The sequence below is a fragment of the Pseudomonas sp. EA_35y_Pfl2_R5 genome, from assembly GCF_963970805.1.
Classification (GTDB): domain Bacteria; phylum Pseudomonadota; class Gammaproteobacteria; order Pseudomonadales; family Pseudomonadaceae; genus Aquipseudomonas.
The window spans coordinates 119,953-138,324 of sequence record NZ_CAXAOW010000007.1 but is presented as its reverse complement, the minus strand read 5'-3'; the positions used below and the strand labels follow the sequence as shown (position 1 = coordinate 138,324).

General features: G+C 60.6%; 12 protein-coding genes and 1 other RNA gene. 9 read left to right on the top strand and 4 right to left on the bottom strand.

Features of this window, described 5'->3' with window-relative positions:
- Nucleotides 1-32: 32 nt before the first annotated feature.
- From AACX99_RS14245 to AACX99_RS14235, 3 genes are all read right to left on the bottom strand, one after another.
- Complete coding sequence (locus tag AACX99_RS14245; protein ID WP_339412765.1) at nucleotides 33-614, bottom strand: DJ-1/PfpI family protein; 582 nt, start codon at nucleotides 612-614, stop codon at nucleotides 33-35.
- Nucleotides 615-776: 162 nt separating this feature from the next.
- Nucleotides 777-1,196 carry a hypothetical protein gene (locus tag AACX99_RS14240; RefSeq protein WP_339412764.1) on the bottom strand — a complete coding sequence of 140 codons (420 nt, stop codon included), beginning with the start codon at nucleotides 1,194-1,196 and terminating at the stop codon, nucleotides 777-779.
- A gap of 198 nt (nucleotides 1,197-1,394) precedes the next feature.
- The gene (locus tag AACX99_RS14235; RefSeq protein ID WP_339412763.1) at nucleotides 1,395-2,162 is read right to left on the bottom strand and encodes an FCD domain-containing protein; all 768 of its coding nucleotides are present in this window, start codon (nucleotides 2,160-2,162) and stop codon (nucleotides 1,395-1,397) included.
- A gap of 324 nt (nucleotides 2,163-2,486) precedes the next feature.
- Between AACX99_RS14235 and AACX99_RS14230 the strand changes: the two genes are divergently transcribed.
- From AACX99_RS14230 to AACX99_RS14210, 5 genes are all read left to right on the top strand, one after another.
- A complete protein-coding gene (locus AACX99_RS14230; RefSeq protein ID WP_339412762.1) occupies nucleotides 2,487-4,181 on the top strand; it encodes an L-lactate permease in 1,695 nt (564 codons plus the stop codon).
- A gap of 75 nt (nucleotides 4,182-4,256) precedes the next feature.
- Complete coding sequence (gene lldD, locus AACX99_RS14225) at nucleotides 4,257-5,411, top strand: FMN-dependent L-lactate dehydrogenase LldD (RefSeq protein ID WP_339412761.1); 1,155 nt, start codon at nucleotides 4,257-4,259, stop codon at nucleotides 5,409-5,411.
- Between the two features lie 37 nt (nucleotides 5,412-5,448).
- Nucleotides 5,449-8,307 carry an FAD-binding and (Fe-S)-binding domain-containing protein gene (locus AACX99_RS14220; protein WP_339412759.1) on the top strand — a complete coding sequence of 953 codons (2,859 nt, stop codon included), beginning with the start codon at nucleotides 5,449-5,451 and terminating at the stop codon, nucleotides 8,305-8,307.
- A 180-nt stretch (nucleotides 8,308-8,487) separates the two neighbouring features.
- Nucleotides 8,488-8,766, top strand: coding sequence for a hypothetical protein (locus AACX99_RS14215; RefSeq protein WP_339412758.1), 279 nt, complete (start codon nucleotides 8,488-8,490; stop codon nucleotides 8,764-8,766).
- A 130-nt stretch (nucleotides 8,767-8,896) separates the two neighbouring features.
- Complete coding sequence (locus AACX99_RS14210; RefSeq protein WP_339412756.1) at nucleotides 8,897-9,142, top strand: hypothetical protein; 246 nt, start codon at nucleotides 8,897-8,899, stop codon at nucleotides 9,140-9,142.
- Between the two features lie 57 nt (nucleotides 9,143-9,199).
- Here the strand turns inward: AACX99_RS14210 and AACX99_RS14205 are convergent, their stop codons facing one another.
- A complete protein-coding gene (locus AACX99_RS14205; protein WP_339412755.1) occupies nucleotides 9,200-12,115 on the bottom strand; it encodes a hybrid sensor histidine kinase/response regulator in 2,916 nt (971 codons plus the stop codon).
- 147 nt (nucleotides 12,116-12,262) lie between these two features.
- Between AACX99_RS14205 and ssrA the strand changes: the two genes are divergently transcribed.
- The 4 genes from ssrA to cls all read left to right on the top strand — a co-directional run bounded on the left by ssrA (nucleotide 12,263) and on the right by cls (nucleotide 18,344).
- Nucleotides 12,263-12,654, top strand: a transfer-messenger RNA (tmRNA) gene (gene ssrA / locus AACX99_RS14200).
- A gap of 124 nt (nucleotides 12,655-12,778) precedes the next feature.
- The gene (locus AACX99_RS14195; protein ID WP_339412753.1) at nucleotides 12,779-14,443 is read left to right on the top strand and encodes a VRR-NUC domain-containing protein; all 1,665 of its coding nucleotides are present in this window, start codon (nucleotides 12,779-12,781) and stop codon (nucleotides 14,441-14,443) included.
- Entirely contained in the window at nucleotides 14,440-16,734 is a 2,295-nt protein-coding gene (locus tag AACX99_RS14190) for an ATP-dependent DNA helicase (RefSeq protein WP_339412751.1), read from the top strand. The genes AACX99_RS14195 and AACX99_RS14190 overlap by 4 nt, the downstream gene beginning before the upstream one ends.
- A 317-nt stretch (nucleotides 16,735-17,051) precedes the next feature.
- Complete coding sequence (cls, locus tag AACX99_RS14185; RefSeq protein ID WP_339412750.1) at nucleotides 17,052-18,344, top strand: cardiolipin synthase; 1,293 nt, start codon at nucleotides 17,052-17,054, stop codon at nucleotides 18,342-18,344.
- Nucleotides 18,345-18,372 lie beyond the last annotated feature (28 nt).

The following is an 18,372-nucleotide window of genomic DNA, read 5'->3' as shown; positions in this document are numbered from 1 at the left end:
ATGAATAGTGGGGCCGCATTGGCCACAGGATTTTATAGCGTGATCTGCGTACCCAGCACTTTCAGAAACGCTGCCAGCCAGTTCGGGTGCGCCGGCCAGGCCGGTGCGGTCACCAGATTGCCTTGCACGTGGGCCTGATCCACGGTGATGTCGATGTACTGCCCACCAGCCATCGTCACGTCCGGGCCACAGGCTGGATAAGCGCTGCATTCGCGCCCTCTCAAAATACCGGCTGCCGCGAGCAACTGAGCACCGTGGCAGACTGCGGCAATCGGCTTACCTGCTTTATCGAATGCCTGCACCAGCGCCACAACCTGAGGATTCAAGCGCAGGTATTCAGGCGAACGGCCGCCGGGAACCACCAGGGCGTCATAGTCTTCGGCTTTGACCTGAGCAAAGTCGAAGTTCAGGGCGAAGTTATGCCCCGGCTTTTCGCTGTAGGTTTGCTCACCTTCAAAATCGTGAATGGCAGTGCGTACGCTTTGCCCGGCGGTCTTGTCCGGACACACGGCGTGCACCTGATGGCCGACCATCAGCAGCGCCTGAAACGGCACCATCACTTCGTAGTCTTCGACGTAGTCGCCAACCAGCATAAGAATCTTTTTAGCGGCCATTTGCGTGCTCCCTTTATGAGTTGAGAAGCACAGAGTGTTATGCCGATTCGCCCGCCATGGGTAATAACCCGGTACTACAGGACTAAGCGCGGATAAACGGCGCACAGCAAACCAGCAAAGAGCGAGCCGGGCTTCAGCATAAAGCCCGGCGTAACAGCGGCGTTACTCCAACACTTCTTCATCACGGTGCAGCACATAGGTGCAGCCCGTGTCGTCATCCAGATAGTCATGCACGTAATACATCACCACCTCACCCAGGCTCGGCTGAGCCGCTACATAGTCGCCGATGTCCACGCTGAAATGGCTCTTCGAACCAGGCTTAGCTTCACACTCGATACGCGCATTCACAAACAGCTCAGGTGCGCTGTCGCCGAAATAATCTTCGCGCTCCGCCGCGTCCCAATCAGCCGGGGCCTCGAAAGGGCCGCAGAACAGCACCTTGGCATCACCCAGATCCACTTCCTCAGCATCCGGGTCCTGATCCTTTTCATCGGCGCGATAGACCGTGCAGTCCTGCGCTTGCGGGTTTTCCAGGATGGCCAGACGGGCCGCCAGTTGTTGCTCAGTATCCATAGGGGGCATAACTATCTCCGAGCGTATGGCGCTTAAGGTCCAGGGATGAACAGGGTCTTTTGAGGTTGCATAGCGCTCCCCCCAAAGGGGGCAGTCGCAACGTCAAGAGAGCTAACCATGCCCGTTTTGACTGCGCTTAGCGAGCGAAAGTCCGCCGATCAAATGGACAGCCCAGTGTCCAGGTGCACAGCCCGCAGCGCCAGGGGTTCACAGCTTGCCGCGACGCTGTGCGCGCTCTTCACGGCGCGCCTGTTGCTGCACTTCGGTCAGTACTTCCTGCACATAGTCAATATGCCGGTTGGAGAGGGCACGGGCGTCTTCGGCGCGGCCTTCGATAATCGCCTGATACAGGGCGCGGTGCTGTTCGATCAGCATGTCGCGGGTTTCATCGCGCTGGGCGTACATGCCGCCGATATTGGTCACCACGTTGCGCTTGAGCAGGTCGAACAGCCCGCGAATGGTGTGCAGCAATACGGCGTTGTGGCTGGCCTCGGCAATCGCCAGGTGGAAGTTGGCATCGGCGGCGCCCTCTTCGGCGCGGGTCACCTTGCCGCTGCGGCTGTAGCAATCCTGCAGCACGGCAAAGGCATCGGTCAGGCGCTGGCGATCCAGTTCAGTGGCGCGTTGCGCGGCATAGAAGGCGCAGGAGCCTTCCAGGGTGTGACGAAACTCCAGCAGATCGCGCTGCGCTTCGGGATTGCTTTCCAACAGGTGTAACAATGGATCACTGAAGGTCGAACCCAGGGTTTCGGCCACATAGTTACCGCCACCATGGCGGCTGACCAGCAGGCCCTTGGCCGCCAGTTTCTGAATCGCTTCACGTAGCGACGGCCGCGACACGCCGAACTGCTCGGCCAGCACCCGTTCCGCAGGTAGGCGCTCGCCGGCCTTGAGCGTGCCTTCGAGGATCATGGTCTCCAGTTGGCTGACGATATCGTCCGACAAACGGCGCTGACGCACCGATCCCACTTCCATAGCCCGCACTCCATTGGTTTGACCACCTGCCATGGGCCTTTGCGACCCGCTGCCGGCAAGCCTATCGCCGCCTCAGCTGCCTAGCAAGACGCAGCTTTACGACCAAAGTCGTAAGGCACCTAATTGACAGGCTGGAGCCCACACTTTTACCCTGACCGCGCAGTCTTGTTAATTGGTATTACCAATTAACCAAACAAAAACAATTCCAAGAGTTCATGAGGTCTCCCTATGCCGGCTCTATTGCTTACCCCCGCCGCAGCGCTGCATGCCGATGCGCATCCGCACTCACCCATGCGCATTGCGCAGCGTTAAGGAGAGACCACCATGTCGACGGGTCTTCTTGCCCTACTGGCTTTTTCCCCCATTCTGCTAGCTGCCGTTCTACTGATCGGTCTGCGCTGGCCGGCCAAACATGCCATGCCCCTGGTCTATCTGCTCACCGCTGGCGTTGCGCTATTTGCCTGGGATATGAGTTTTAACCGCGTGCTGGCCTCCACCGTGCAAGGTCTGCTGATTACCCTTGGCCTGCTGTGGATCATCTTCGGCGCGATTCTGCTGCTCAACACCCTCAAGCACTCGGGCGGTATCACTGCCATCCGCGCCGGTTTTGCCACCATCAGCCCAGACCGGCGCATTCAGGCAATCATCATTGCCTGGCTGTTCGGCTGTTTTATTGAAGGGGCTTCCGGCTTCGGCACCCCCGCGGCCATCGCTGCGCCATTGCTCGTCGCCATCGGCTTCCCAGCCATGGCTGCGGTAATGCTCGGCATGCTGGTACAGAGCACGCCGGTGTCGTTCGGCGCGGTGGGTACGCCGATCATCGTTGGGGTCAATACCGGCCTGGACTCAGCCACCATTGGTGCACAGCTGGTTGAGCAAGGTTCGTCCTGGGCGCAGTTTCTGCAGTTGATCACCAGTGAAGTGGCGATTGTTCACGCCATTGTCGGCACCGTGATGCCGCTGATTATGGTACTGATGCTGACGCGCTTCTTCGGCACCGAGAAAAGCTGGAAAGCCGGTTTTGCAGTACTGCCATTCGCGATCTTCGCCGGCCTGGCGTTTACCATTCCCTACGCGCTGACCGGGGTGTTTCTCGGCCCAGAGTTCCCTTCCCTGGCCGGTGGTTTGATTGGCCTGGCGATTGTCACCAGCGCCGCGCGCATGGGCTTTCTGCTGCCAAAAACCACCTGGGATTTCGCCCCGGCGGACAAATGGCCAGCCGAGTGGCTGGGCACTGTGGAAATGAAGCTCGACCAACTCACCGCCAAGCCGATGAGCGCCCTGCGCGCCTGGTTGCCTTATGTGCTGGTTGGCGTGCTGCTGGTGATCAGCCGGGTATTCCCCGAGGTAAGTGCCGCGCTGAAAGCGGTGATGCTGAACTTCCCCGACCTGCTCGGTGAAACCGGTGTCAGTGCCAACTTCCAGCCGCTGTACCTGCCGGGCGGGATTCTGGTGACAGTAGTGCTCGCCACGTTCTTCTTCCACGGCATGAAGCTGCGCGAATTGGGCAGCGCCGTGAAGGAGTCGTCGGGCGTGCTGCTGAGCGCCGGCTTCGTGCTGCTGTTTACCGTGCCGATGGTGCGCATCCTGATCAACTCCGGGGTCAACGCCGCCGAGCTGTCGAGCATGCCGATCCTGATGGCGCGCTGGGCGGCCGACAGCGTGGGCGGTATCTACCCGTTGCTGGCGCCGAGCGTGGGCGCCTTGGGCGCGTTTATTGCCGGTTCCAACACCGTCAGCAACATGATGTTTAGCCAGTTCCAGTTCGGCGTGGCCAGCAGCCTGGGCATTTCCAGCGCGCTAATTGTGGCGGTGCAGGCGATTGGTGCGGCCGCCGGCAATATGGTGGCGATTCACAACGTCGTCGCGGCTTCGGCCACGGTTGGCCTGCTAGGCCGCGAAGGCAGCATCCTGCGCAAAACCATCTGGCCTACCCTGTACTACGTGCTGTTTACCGGCCTGATCGCACTGTTTGCCGTGTATGTGCTGGGCATTAGCGACCCGCTAATGGCAGGCTGATAAGCGCTCGGGCGCGCGAGTCAAACCGCGCGCCCGAGCGTTGTAACAACCCTCATTCTCCACCTGGGTGACTCCATGATCATTTCTGCCTCCACCGACTATCGCGCCGCCGCCCAACGCCGGCTGCCGCCGTTTCTGTTCCACTACATCGATGGCGGCGCCTATGCCGAACACACGCTCAAGCGCAACGTCGCCGACCTGGCGGACATTGCCCTGCGCCAACGCGTGCTGCGCAACATGTCGGAACTGAGCCTGGAAACCCGTCTGTTTAACGAAACCCTGAGCATGCCGGTGGCCCTGGCCCCGGTCGGCCTGACCGGCATGTATGCCCGCCGTGGTGAAGTGCAGGCCGCCAAGGCCGCCGCCGCCAAGGGCATCCCTTTTACCCTGTCCACCGTTTCGGTGTGCCCGATTGAAGAAGTCGCGCCGGCCATCGACCGGCCGATGTGGTTTCAGCTGTATGTGCTGAAAGACCGTGGCTTTATGAAAAACGCCCTGGAGCGGGCCAAGGCAGCCGGCGTCACCACCCTGGTATTTACCGTCGATATGCCGGTGCCCGGCGCGCGCTACCGCGATGCCCATTCCGGCATGAGCGGGCCGAACGCGCCGCTGCGGCGCATGCTGCAAGCCATGACCCACCCACGCTGGGCCTGGGATGTCGGCCTGCTCGGCAAACCCCACGACCTGGGCAATATCTCCGCCTACCGGGGCAACCCCACCGGCCTGGCCGACTATATCGGCTGGCTGGGTAACAACTTCGACCCCTCCATCAGCTGGAAGGATCTGGAATGGATTCGTGAATTCTGGGACGGCCCGATGGTGATCAAGGGCATCCTCGACCCGCAGGATGCCAAGGATGCGGTGAGCTTCGGTGCCGACGGCATCGTCGTGTCCAACCACGGTGGTCGTCAGCTTGATGGCGTGATGTCCAGCGCGCGCGCCCTGCCGGCGATTGCCGATGCGGTTAAAGGTGACTTAGCGATTCTTGCCGACTCCGGCATTCGCACCGGCCTGGATGTAGTGCGCATGATCGCCCTGGGCGCCGACACGGTGATGCTCGGCCGCGCTTTTATCTACGCCCTGGCCGCTGACGGCGAGGCTGGCGTGAGCAACCTGCTGGATTTGATCGAGAAGGAAATGCGCGTGGCCATGGTGCTGACCGGAGCCAAATCGATCAGCGAAATCACTGCTGATTCGCTGGTGCGCGAACTGCACCACGCCGCGTCCTGACGCTGCACCTGACGCCGAATCTGACTACGGAGCCTGCATGAGCCTGCCTGCCGCTTTTCTCACCACCGTCGAGCGCCTGATCCCTGCCGAGCGGCGCTTCGACGACCCGCTGTCGACCCTGGCCTTCGGCACCGATGCCAGCTTCTACCGGCTGATTCCCAAGCTGGTGGTGCGCGTCGAGGTGGAGCTGGAAGTGGTCGACCTGCTTAAGCTGGCCAGCAAGCATCAAGTGCCAGTGACCTTCCGCGCCGCCGGCACCAGCCTGTCCGGCCAAGCCATCAGCGATTCGGTGCTGATCGTGCTCGGTGATAACTGGAACGGCCGGGAAATCCGTGGCCAGGGCAGCCAGATCCGCCTGCAACCTGGAGTGATCGGCGCACAGGCGAATGCCGTGCTCGCGCCGTTTCAGCGCAAAATCGGCCCCGACCCCGCCTCGATCAACGCTTGCAAGATCGGCGGTATCGTCGCCAACAACTCCAGCGGCATGTGCTGCGGCACTGCGCAGAACAGCTACCACACCCTGGCCGGTATGCGCCTGGTGCTGGCCGACGGCACGGTGCTGGACACTGAAGACCCGCTCAGCGTGACGCGTTTTTTTGCCACCCACGCCGACCTGCTGACGCAACTGAACGAGCTGGGCCGCAGCACCCGCGCCAACACTGAGCTGGCCGCAAAGATTCGTCATAAATACCGGCTAAAAAACACCACCGGCCTTTCGCTCAACGCCCTGGTAGATTTCGACCAGCCGCTGGATATCCTCAGCCACCTGCTGGTCGGCTCCGAGGGCACCCTGGGCTTTATCAGTGCGGTGACTTACAACACCGTGCCCGATCACCCGCACAAGGCCAGCGCGCTGCTGGTGTTCCCCGATGTGGAAAGCTGCTGCCGCGCGGTCACTCTGCTCAAGCTGCAACCAGTGTCCGCCGTGGAACTGCTCGACCGCCGCAGCCTGCGCTCAGTGCAGGAAAAGCCCGGCATGCCGGAGTGGGTCAAGGGCTTGTCCGACAGCGCCTGCGCCCTGCTGATCGAATCCCGTGCCGCCAGCCAGAGCCTGCTGCACGAACAGCTGCAATTGGTCATGGCGTCCATCGCTGATTTCCCCTTGGAAAAACAGGTGGATTTCAGTGAAGACCCGGCCGTCTACAACCTGCTGTGGAAGATCCGCAAGGACACCTTCCCTGCCGTCGGCGCGGTGCGCCAGACCGGCACCACAGTAATCATCGAAGACGTGACCTTCCCCGTCGAACAACTCGCCGAAGGCGTCAATCGCCTGCTTGAGCTGTTCGATAAACACAGTTATGACGAAGCGATCATTTTCGGCCATGCCCTGGAAGGCAACCTGCACTTCGTGTTTACCCAGGCCTTCGAAACACCTGAGCAGGTCGCCCGCTACTCAGCTTTTATGGACGATGTGGCGCAGCTGGTGGCCGTGGAGTTTGGCGGCTCGCTTAAAGCCGAACACGGCACAGGGCGCAACATGGCCCCCTTCGTCGAGTTGGAATGGGGCAACGATGCCTATCAACTTATGTGGCAAATCAAGCGCCTGCTCGACCCCCAGGGCATTCTCAATCCGGATGTGATCCTTTCCGAGGATCGTGACATCCACCTGAAAAACCTCAAGCCGCTGCCAGCCGCCGACGAGATCGTCGACAAGTGCATTGAATGCGGCTTCTGCGAGCCGGTCTGTCCGTCGAAAGGACTGACCCTCAGCCCGCGCCAACGCATTGTGATCTGGCGCGACATTCAGGCCAAACAACGTTCCGGCATCGACACCCGCGAGCTGGAAGCCGCCTACCAATACCAGGGCATCGACACCTGCGCCGCCACCGGATTGTGCGCACAGCGCTGCCCGGTGGGTATCAATACCGGCGACTTAGTGCGTCAGTTGCGTGGTCGCGACGCCAACAGCCAGCGCAGCGCCGATTGGCTGGCGAGCAACTTCCGCCGCGCCATGCAGGGCGCACGCGTGATGCTGCATGTGGCCAACGGCGCACGCATGCTGATGGGCGCACCGTTGCTCAGCCGCACCTCGGCGGCGCTCAGCAAAGCCAGTCAGGGTCGCGTGCCGCAGTGGACGCCAGCGATGCCGCAACCGCTGCAACGCCTGCAACTGCCCAAGGCCAATGACGATGCACGGCCACGGGTGGTCTACCTGGCCGCCTGCGTATCCCGCGCCATGGGCCCGGCGGCAAGCGATGCCGAGCAAATGTCGCTACTCGACAAGACCCGCGCACTGCTGGAAAAAGGCGGCTTTCAGGTGGTGTTTCCGGCTGATCTGGACAACCTCTGCTGCGGCCAGCCGTTTGCCTCCAAGGGCTACAGCGAACAGGCCGAACGCAAGAAGCAGGAGCTGATCGACGCGCTGCTCAAGGCCAGTCGCGGCGGCCTCGATCCGATCTACTGCGACACCAGCCCCTGCACCCTGCGCCTGATTCAAGATGGCCTGGACGCACGACTGAAATTGCACGACCCGGTGAAGTTTATCCGCGAGCAGTTGCTCGACCGGCTGACGATCACCCCACAGGACAAACCGGTCGCGGTACACGTCACTTGCAGTACGCAACACCTGGGCGAAGCACAGGGTTTGATCGACATCGTGCGTCGCTGCACCTCGGAAGTAGTCATCCCAGAAGGCATTCACTGCTGCGGCTTTGCCGGTGACAAAGGCTTTACCACCCCAGAGCTGAATGATCACGCGCTGCGCAGCCTGAAATCCGCCGTGCGGTACTGTGAGGAAGGCATCAGCACCAGCCGCACCTGCGAGATCGGCCTGAGCCAGCACGGCGGCATCGACTACCACGGGTTGGTGTATCTACTGGACAGAGTGAGCCGCGCAGGGGCTTGCGAAGATAGTGCCGACAGCATTGGCTTAACGTGTTGCCTGCCGGCTACATAACCCTTCTTTTGCTGTCGCCACGGCTAGCAGAGCGAGGGTAAGGCCAAAAACCTGAACTCAGGCTGACCACCAGGGTCATTTACTGTGAGCCCAGTGATTGGCTCGCTAGCTTCTCGGCACTCCGCTTGTACTCGCGATGAGCAAGTTCCGAAATCTAATTCATAACCGGAGGACACTCCAATGAAAGGAATTACCCTGCCTAGTGTTGTTGCCATCGCTGTACTGGCTTCCCCGGCCTTCGCCGAAGATCTCTGCACCACCAACATGCAGAAACTCTCCGCCGACCCATCCGCTCTTGTGACATTGGCCTCTCCCGCCAAGGAGCAGTTCGAAGAGCACAAGAAAGCCGCCGAGGATGCGCAGAGCATGGGTGATGAAGAAGCCTGCCAATCTCATGCGCAAAAAGCGTTGCTGCTGCTGCGAAAATCCGACAAGGATGGCGAGGCCGGTACCGACTGAGTCGGGGCCGTTAAAACAAGCTGACAGAGCCGTTTGCTAGCCGCATAGGCTATCGCCGCCACTTATCGCTTTTCTGCGCATTGGCGTTACACCTTCTAGAGTTAACACTCACCCCTAGAAGGAGATAGCCATGTATCGTTTAGCTGCTTTCCTGGCTGCGGCTCTGCTCAGCACCCCTCTATTGGCCATGCACTGCCCAGCAGATATGGCAAAGATAGACGCCTTGCTACAGAGCGACCCACCGAGTGACCCAAGCGTACTTGCGCAAGTCCAAGAGCTGCGCGCAGAGGGCGAAACCCTGCACAAGGCTGGCGACCACAGCCAGTCGGTCAAGGTGTTAGGCGAGGCCCTGCAATTGCTTGAGGCCAGTGAGTAGCCCTAATAAATAGCTAGTCTGCGGGCTGAACGCATTCAGCCGTGTGAGCTGTGCTGATCAAAGCGCCTGGCCCAGCAAACTAAGCGCCACGCGGCGCACCTGCGCCAGATCAATTGGTTTGGCCAGACAGGCCTGCGCGCCGCGTTGACGCGCCTCGGCAAACACGGCCTCATCCGCAGCTGCACTGATCACTAACACTGGCACGGCCTGCAAGCGCGGGTCTCGACGCATCACATCAAGTACTTGCATACCATCGCCATCGGGTAAGTCCAGATCGAGCAGCAGCAACGTCGGCGTGCATTGCTCCAGCTCGACCAAGGCCCGCTGGATCGAACCCGCGCCGCGCACAGCAGCAAATTCACGCAACGCTTCCTGAACCACCTTCAGACAAGCTGGGTGATCCTCGACACACAGCACTTCAGCCAATTGCTTGGACTGCACCGACTCCGGCGCGTCACTTGCTGGATCCTGCGCCACTGGTGCCGCAGCGCCTGGAAGGTCGATCCAAAAGCGACTGCCCGCGCCAGCACTGCTACTAAAACCCATTTCCCCGGCCATCAAGGTGGCTAGTTCACGGCACAACACCAAGCCGATGCCGGTGCCTGGAATAGTCGAATTTTCACGCCCCAAACGTTGAAACGGCTGAAACAGATTGGCCTGTTGCTCTACCGTCAGCCCCGCGCCGTTGTCTTCGACCCACAGCCGCACGCAGTTTGAGCGCACCTCATAGCCCATACGAATCAGGCCCTGCGGGCTGTTGTATTTGATCGCGTTGGACAACAGGTTAAGCACTACCTGACGCACCCGGCGCATATCCGCTTGCACATACAGGCCGGCGTCGGCCTCAGCCAGCACCTGCAGTTGTAATTGCCGTTGCTGCACCTCCGGCTGCACCAGCTCGGCGCAACCATGCAGCAGTGCGCCAACTTCCACGGGCTGCAATTTGAGCTGCTGACGGCGGCTCTCGATACTCGACAGATCGAGGATATCGTCCACCAGCGAGGTCAGGTGACGGCTGGCATTGACGATTTCACGGGCGTAATCGGCTTCTAGCTTGGCCTCAGGTTTATCCTGCGCTTCCATCTCGATCAACTGACCAAAGCCGTAAATTGCATTGAGTGGCGTGCGCAACTCGTGGCTCATGCTCGACAGAAAGCGACTTTTGGCCTGACTGGCGGCCTGGGCATCCAGGCTGGCACGGCGCAGGTCTTCCTGCACTTGCTTAAGCCGGGTTATATCGACATGGGTGCCGGCCACGCGCAGGGCTCGACCTTCGCTGTCACGCTCCAACACCTTGCCGCGGCTGAGCAGCCAGACGTAGTCGCCCAAAGCATCGGCGTAGCGGTATTCGGCCTCGAAACGGTCCTCGCCACTGCTGGCAAACAACTGGCGTAGGTGGCGAATACGCTCCAGATCATTGGGGTGCACGCGCTGGTTAAACTCACTGAAACTCATCTTCGCGTGGATCAGCCCGAAGCGCCTGAGAAAGCGCTCGCTGAGAGTGATGCTCATGGTCTCTGCCTCGACCTCCCAGAGACTTTCCGTGGTGCTTTCCAACACCAGTTGGAGAATCCTCTGCGTTTCGACCCGCTGCATTTCACTGGCCTGCAACTGTTCGCCAGTGTGCTGTACCGCCGCTGCCATACTCACCAACTCGTTGATCTGGCTGCTCGGTGCGGCGGGCTGATAATTACCCTGACCCAACTCGCGCATCATGCCGACAATCCCATCAATCGGCTGCACCAGTTGCTCGCTCAAGTGCCGAGAGCGCAGCCACATCAAGGCAAAAAACAACAGATAAAACAGCGCCAGGCCAACGATCAGCAGATAGCCGATGTGCAAGTAGCGCTCGGCCAGGCGATTGGTCTCGCTGAAGATATGTGCCTCATCGACTACCAGCAGCAATTGCCAACCCGTCTGCGGAATCTCGCTCCAGGCGATCAGCTGCTTGCGCCCGCCAAGCTCAACTTCCTGCACTTTGCTTTGCCCGGCCGCCATGGCCTGTAACAACGGCCGCATCTCGGCTCGCTTGGCTAAGTTGAAATCTTCTGGCTTGAGCACCTCACGGCGCACCGCCTCGGCATAGGAATACTGCGTCAGCTCGCGCAGGCCGAAATCTTCTTCGCCCGCACTCGGCAAGGCCATGATGTTGTGGTCACGACTGACCAACATGGCATACCCCTGCCAGGGCACATCCAACTCGCCAATCTCGCCAAGCATTTGCCCGACCGTAATATCCAGCCCCACCACGCCTTCAAGGAAGTCATCGCGATACACCGGCGCGACCGCCGACATCATCCAACCCATGCCCGCCGGGTCGAGGTAGACATCGGTCCAGGCCACCTTGCGCTCAGGGTTATGCTTGGCGTCTGCCAAGTAATAGAAGTTGTAATCAGGTATCACCATGTCATGGGGATACTGCTCGGGCGTCATAAAGAAGGGATAGATACGGTTGTAACTGTCCCAGGTATTGAAATAAGCCGCCGCAACCAGTGGGTTAGCGGCCTGAATCGAACGCATCAGTGGATCAATCTGTGACAGACGCAACGCCTTGGCATGGTCCTGCTGCGCAACTGGCGTACTGTTGGCATAGAAAGACGCCGCCCGACCATCATCGCTACGGCTGTAAAACACACCGTTCTCAGTCAAGGTATGACGCTGGCGCTCCAGCTCATCGGGCTGAAACGTTCGGTTATTTAAAGCATTGAGCGCCGCATCACGAAAGATCTGTGCCTGCGCCTCCACCGAACGCAGGCGACCATCGATCACCTGGCCTTCACGCGCCACCGCCGCAGACAAATCATCCAACGCGCTCTGCTGCAAATGCTCAATCTGCGCATCGCGAATCGCCGCGTTGCTCAGCAGGTACACCGTGATCAACACCGACTCGACAAGAATCAGCGGAATCAGCGCACTCTGCACAAAAGCGCGCCAGATCCACTGACGCAAAGGGTAACGCGACAGGCGTGACATACGAGGGTCTCATCCAAAAGACAGTACGAATGTGCAGGATGCGATCATCGCCGGCAAGCCCCATCAGCGTCCGCCCGGCAATTGCCGGGTCGACGCTGTGGAACCTTTGGCGTAAACTCGCATCCCAGTACCAGCAACAAAAGTTTCGGGGCCGATTAGGATTCGACGCCGGTAGCGAAGCTCTAGGTGCATGCCGACTTGGTAACAGAAGTCGTAAATCCACTGTTGCAACTTTCTATAGTTGCCAATGACGAAAACTACGAGGGCTACGCTCTCGCTGCGTAAGCGGCGCGACTAGTCCTTCTGGTAGCTTCGGCTCCAGCGATCACTAGGGGATGCCTGTAAACCTGAAGTGATTGTCATGCAGAACAGGATCGCCGCGTAGTACGTTGTGGACGAAGCGGCTAAAACTTACACAACTCGTCCAAAGCACCCTGCCCGTCGGGCGGCTGCGGATTAACTCAATAGACACGGCTAAGCATGTAGTACCGAAAGTGGAGAACTGGCGGACGGGGGTTCAAATCCCCCCGGCTCCACCAAATACACAAAAAAGGACGTCCGTGGACGTCCTTTTTTGTGCCTGAAATTCTGTAAGTTCGTGGCTTTCAGTGCCATACCTTCGAGCTTGTTGTTCATTGCACGTAGTTAGAAACAGGTAGCTGTATGTCAACCGCAACCGGCCCACTCATGCAGTCGCAACTCGATCCGCACTTCTACTACCTGGCGAATTTCCGTCAGGCGCTTAGCTGGCTGCAGGAGCGCTATGCCGATCTGTTGAGCGAGGCCGAGCATGAGTTTGTGCGGCAGTTCTTCGCCCTGGACACGCCCGCCCAGGCCCTGCTGGTGCGGATGATCATGCGCAAGGGCAGCCACTTTCGCCTGAGCAAGCTGAGCTATGGGGAAATCGGCTGTGCGCGTCAGGCGGCAGCGCCGCTGCTCGACGCCGGTTGGGTGCGGCATGACGCCGAGCTGTCCTTGGAGGAACTGTTCAAGCTGCTGCGCAAGGATGAAGTGCTGCAGCACCTGGCCAGCCCCACAAGCAGAAAATCGCAGAATAAATCAGAGCTGCTGGCCCAGCTGGCCGAGCCCCACACAGAGCCGCGCGCCTTTGCGGCCTGGTGTCCGGGCAGTGAGGAGTTGATTATCTCCCTGACCATCGACGCGCTGTGCGAGCGTCTGCGGCTGATGTTCTTCGGCAATCTGCGCCAGGACTGGTCCGAGTTCGTTCTCGCCGAGCTCGGCATCTTCCGCTATGAGCGGGTAGAGCTGACGGCCGACTCACGGGCCTTTCGTCACCGCGCGGATGTCGACTGCTACCTGCACCTGCAGCGCAGCCGTGAACAGTTCGAGGCCGGTGAGCCGCTTGCCGACGTACTGCAGCAGATCAATGCCGTGGTCTGCGATACGCCCTTCCTGGCTGCGCGACGCAACAAGCTGTTGTTCCGCATGGGCCAGCAATTGGAGCGCGAGGCTGATCTGGAAGGTGCGTTGGCGTTTTACAGTGACTGCCGTTATGTCGGCGCGCGCCTGCGGCAGATCCGCGTGCTGGAGCGTCTGGGCCGTCCCGAGCAGGCTTATGAACTGACGCTGCAAGCCATCCAGGCCCCGGAAAATGATGCCGAAGCCCAGGCGGTGGAGCGTGCCTTAACCCGGCTGGCCCGTCAGCTCGGGCAACCTAAGCCCGGCAAGGCCAAGCCAGTAGCGCCGGCACGGATTGATCTGAGCCTGCCTAGGCCTGACGCGCAAAGTGTCGAGTTCGCCGTCAAAGCCCATCTGCATGAACCCGACGCGCCCGTGCACTATGTCGAGAACAGCCTGATCTGCAGCCTGTTTGGCCTGCTCTGCTGGCCGGCCATCTTCGCGCCAGTGCCGGGGGCGTTTTTCCACCCCTTTCACACCGCGCCGGTTGATCTGTTCAGCGCTGACTTCCATACCCAGCGCGAGACATTGTTTGCCCGCTGCCTCGCCCACCTCGACTCGGATGCCTACAAGCAGGTGATCCGCGAAAACTACGCGGCCAAATTCGGCATCCAGTCGCCCTTCGTGTTCTGGGCGGCGCTGGACGAAGCCTTGCTGGAGCAAGCGCTCGACTGCCTGCCCGCCGCGCACCTGCGGGCCTGGTTCAAGCGCCTGCTGCTGGACATCAAAGCCAACCGCGCCGGCATGCCTGACCTGATCCAGTTCTGGCCGGCCGAGCAGCGCTACCGGATGATCGAAGTCAAAGGCCCGGGCGACCGCCTGCAGGACAACCAGCGCCGCTGGCTGGCCTTTTGCGCCGAGCACGGCATGCCGGTGGATGTTTGTTACGTGCAATGGGCCGGCGCGTGAACTATCAGGTCGCGGTGCGCGCGCTGTGCGAGTTCACCGCCAAGGTCGGCGACCTCGATTTGCGCTTTACCCCCTCGCCCACCGCCCAGGAAGGCATGACCGGCCATGCCATCGTAGTGGCCCGGCGCGGTCCGACTTACCACGCAGAATTACCCTTGAGCGGCGCCTACCAGGGTTTGCAGGTGCGCGGCCGGGCGGACGGTTATAACCCGGATGAAAACCTGCTGGAGGAGATCAAGACCCACAGGGGCGATATCAGCCGCATCCCGGAAAACCACCGCCTGCTGCATTGGGCCCAGGCCAAGGTCTACGGCTGGCTGCTCTGCCAGGAGCGCGACATGGCTGAGATCAACCTGGCGGTGGTCTATTTCAATGTCATCACCCAGCACGAAACCGCCTTTCACCTGACCGCCACGGCAGATGAACTGCGGGAGTTTTTTGAGCTGCAATGCAGCCGCTATATCCGCTGGGCCGAGTACGAACGCGAGCATCGCCGCCAGCGCGATGAAGCCCTGGTGCGCTTACGTTTTCCCCATGCCGAATTTCGCAGCGGGCAACGCCAGCTGGCCAATCAGGTTTACCGCGCCGCGCGTGACGGTCACTGCCTAATGGCCCAGGCCACCACCGGCATTGGTAAAACCCTCGGCACTCTGTTTCCGCAGCTCAAGGCCTTTCCCGAGCAGCAGCTGGATCGGTTGTTTTTTCTTACCGCAAAAACGCCTGGCCGGCGCCTGGCGCTGGATGCATTGGCCACCCTGCGCAGCCAGGAAGAAGCGATGCCGCTGCGGGTGCTGGAGCATGTGGCGCGAGACAAGGCCTGCGAACACCCGGACAAAGCCTGCCATGGCGATTCCTGCCCGCTGGCCAAAGGCTTTTACGACCGCTTGCCGGCCGCCCGCCAGGCCGCACTCGAAGGCCAATGGCTAAGCCACGAGAGCGTACGCGCAACCGCCTTGGCGCATCAGATTTGTCCTTACTACCTGAGCCAGGAGCTGTGCCGCTGGGCCGATGTGGTGGTCTGCGATTACAACTATTACTTCGACATGGGCGGCCTGTTGTATGGCCTCACGCTGCTCAATGAATGGCGCATCACCCTGCTGGTAGACGAAGCCCACAACCTGATTGAGCGGGCGCGCGGCATGTACACCGCCGAACTCAATCAGCAGCGTTTTGAAGCGCTACGTCGTATCGCGCCTGGCGTGATGAAGGGCCCGCTGGAGCGCATCAGCCGGCACTGGCGCCAGCTGGAACGCGATCAGGAAGTGGCGTATCAGGTGTACCCAGCTGCGCCGGACCTGTTCGTTATGGCGCTGCAAAAGGCGGTCAGCACGCTTACCGATCACCTCAGCGAACAACCCGCTGGCAATGCCGGCGAGCTGCTGCACTTCTACCTCGACGCCATGCTGTTCTGCCGCCTGGCCGAGGCCTTTGGCGCGCATTCGCTGTTCGATATCAGCCGTGGCGAGAGCAACGGCCAGGCGGTGTCGACCCTGTGCATCCGCAATATCGTGCCCGCGCCGTTTCTTGCGCCGCGCTTCGACGAGGCGCACAGCTGCACGCTGTTTTCCGCCACCCTGAGCCCAGCCAACTATTACGCCGACCTGCTCGGCCTGCCGGAAGAAACACCCTGGATCGATGTGGAGTCGCCCTTCAGTGCCGAGCAACTACACGTCCAGGCCGTCAGCAACCTGTCCACCCGCTACGCCCATCGCGACTTCTCGCTGGCCCCAATCGCCGCTCTGATTGCCCGCCAATACGCGGAAAAGCCCGGTAACTACCTGGCCTTCTTCAGCAGCTACACCTACCTGCAGGCGGTGCTGCAGGAACTGCAGATGGCGCACCCGCAAATCCCGACCTGGCAGCAGTCACGCCAGATGGATGAAAACGAGCGTCAGGCCTTTCTCGATCGATTCTCCAGCAATGGCCGTGGCGTGGGTTTTGCCGTGTTGGGCGGAGCCTTTGGCGAGGGCATCGACCTGCCCGGCGACCGCCTGATCGGCGCGTTTATCGCCACCCTCGGCCTGCCGCAGATCAACCCGGTCAATGAAGAGATCAAACAGCGCATGGAGTTGATGTTTGGCAGCAACAACGGCTATGGCTACACCTACCTCTACCCCGGCTTGCAGAAGGTGGTGCAGGCCGCAGGGCGGGTAATTCGCACCGTGCAGGACCAGGGCGTGGTCTACCTGATCGATGACCGTTTCAACCAGCCGGCGATCCGCAAACTGTTGCCCACCTGGTGGAAGGTGGAGCGCTGCCGTTTGCCGCTGAATCAGGACACTGTCAGCTAAACGGGCGACAGATCTTGCGCTGCTTCTTATGCGCTATAGCGCACCGACAGCCGCTCGCTCGGCTGCCATTGTCCGCTACTCGAGCCCTGCAATTTCGCGGCGCTAGTAAATCCCGCTGGCAAGCTTGAGCATTAGCAGCGCCGGTGAAGGCCGCTGGCATACGCCGCATCCTGCTAGCCTGACGGCAGGTATTGCATGTCCTTGCTACTGCCTGGAGGTTTTGCATGTCATGCAGGCGTTGGTTGCTGTTGGTGGCATTAGCTGTGTGCCTGGCACTCACTTCTGGCTGTGCGGCGCTTCCCTCTCTCGTGCCGGATATGGCGCGCCACCGTGCGCCGGTAGCACTGGATGACGCAAATGGGCCGCTGTCGATTGCACGCAGCAAGGCGATCATCGAACGGTTGCAGGCCCGCGGCGCTTCAAGCACGTTCTTCGACCTGCACCTGGCCATTGAGGAATCGATTGTCGGCAGCCCATTGACCACCGGTAATCGGGTCGAGCTATTGCAGGACGGGCCGCGCACCTACACGTCAATGCTGGAGGCGATTGCCGACGCACGCGAACATATCAACATGGAAAGCTACATTTTCGATGACGATGAAGTCGGCCAGCACTTTGCAGACGCGCTGATCGCCAAACAGCAGGCCGGCGTGCAGGTCAATCTGATCCACGATAGCGTCGGCACCCTAGGCACCGCGACGAGCTTTTTCACCCGGCTGAGCGAGGCCGGCGTGCAAGTCGTCGAGTTCAACCCGATCAACCCGCTCACCGCCAAGGCCGGCTGGACAGTGAACCAGCGTGATCACCGCAAGTTACTGATTGTCGATGGACGCATCGCCTTTCTTGGCGGAATCAATATCAGCAGTGTGTATTCCGGCAGTTCGCTGCGCCTGGGTAGCCAGGATGATCCCGCCTCTGACTTGCCCTGGCGCGATACGCATCTGCGCTTGGAGGGGCCGGTGGTGGGCGAGTTGCAAAAATTGTTTATCGACACCTGGGCCAAGCAAAAAGGCCCGCCACTGCCCATCGACCAGTACGTCCCCGCGGCCGAGGCGCGCGGCAGTGAGGTGGTGCGCGCCATCGGCAGCTCGCCAGACGACCCCTACAGCCTGATTTACGTCACCCTGATTTCCGCCTTGCGCAGCGCACAAGACGAGATCTGGTTGACCAATGCCTATTTCGTACCCGACCCACAATTGCTGTCCACCCTGAAGGATGCTGTGGCGCGCGGCGTCGATGTGCGGCTGATCCTACCCAGCAGCACCGACTCCTGGCTGGTGTTTCATGCCGGCCGCGCCTACTACGACGAATTGTTGCAGGCCGGCGTGCGCCTTTATGAGCGCCACGAAGCATTACTGCATGCGAAAACAGCGGTGATTGATGGTGTGTGGTCGACAGTCGGTTCGACCAACCTCGATTGGCGCAGTTTTCTGCACAACCAGGAGGTCAACGCCGTGGTGCTCGGCAACGACTTCGGCGACAAGATGCGCGCGGCGTTTCGTGCCGATCTGGAGAAGTCCCGCGAAATTACCCTGCCTGACTGGCAGGAGCGGCCACTCGATGTGCGGGCCAAGGAACTGTTCGGTCGGCTCTGGGTGTACTGGCTGTGACCGCGCGGCGGCCTGTGCCGCCAGGCCA

What these genes read in the sequence shown, in the direction of transcription:
- AACX99_RS14245 (WP_339412765.1), bottom strand. Translation starts at nt 614, where the DNA reads ATGGCCGCTAAAAAGATTCTTATGCTGGTTGGCGACTACGTCGAAGAC.
- AACX99_RS14240 (WP_339412764.1), bottom strand. Translation starts at nt 1,196, where the DNA reads ATGCCCCCTATGGATACTGAGCAACAACTGGCGGCCCGTCTGGCCATC.
- AACX99_RS14235 (WP_339412763.1), bottom strand. Translation starts at nt 2,162, where the DNA reads ATGGAAGTGGGATCGGTGCGTCAGCGCCGTTTGTCGGACGATATCGTC.
- AACX99_RS14230 (WP_339412762.1), top strand. Translation starts at nt 2,487, where the DNA reads ATGTCGACGGGTCTTCTTGCCCTACTGGCTTTTTCCCCCATTCTGCTA.
- lldD (WP_339412761.1), top strand. Translation starts at nt 4,257, where the DNA reads ATGATCATTTCTGCCTCCACCGACTATCGCGCCGCCGCCCAACGCCGG.
- AACX99_RS14220 (WP_339412759.1), top strand. Translation starts at nt 5,449, where the DNA reads ATGAGCCTGCCTGCCGCTTTTCTCACCACCGTCGAGCGCCTGATCCCT.
- AACX99_RS14215 (WP_339412758.1), top strand. Translation starts at nt 8,488, where the DNA reads ATGAAAGGAATTACCCTGCCTAGTGTTGTTGCCATCGCTGTACTGGCT.
- AACX99_RS14210 (WP_339412756.1), top strand. Translation starts at nt 8,897, where the DNA reads ATGTATCGTTTAGCTGCTTTCCTGGCTGCGGCTCTGCTCAGCACCCCT.
- AACX99_RS14205 (WP_339412755.1), bottom strand. Translation starts at nt 12,115, where the DNA reads ATGTCACGCCTGTCGCGTTACCCTTTGCGTCAGTGGATCTGGCGCGCT.
- AACX99_RS14195 (WP_339412753.1), top strand. Translation starts at nt 12,779, where the DNA reads ATGTCAACCGCAACCGGCCCACTCATGCAGTCGCAACTCGATCCGCAC.
- cls (WP_339412750.1), top strand. Translation starts at nt 17,052, where the DNA reads ATGGCGCGCCACCGTGCGCCGGTAGCACTGGATGACGCAAATGGGCCG.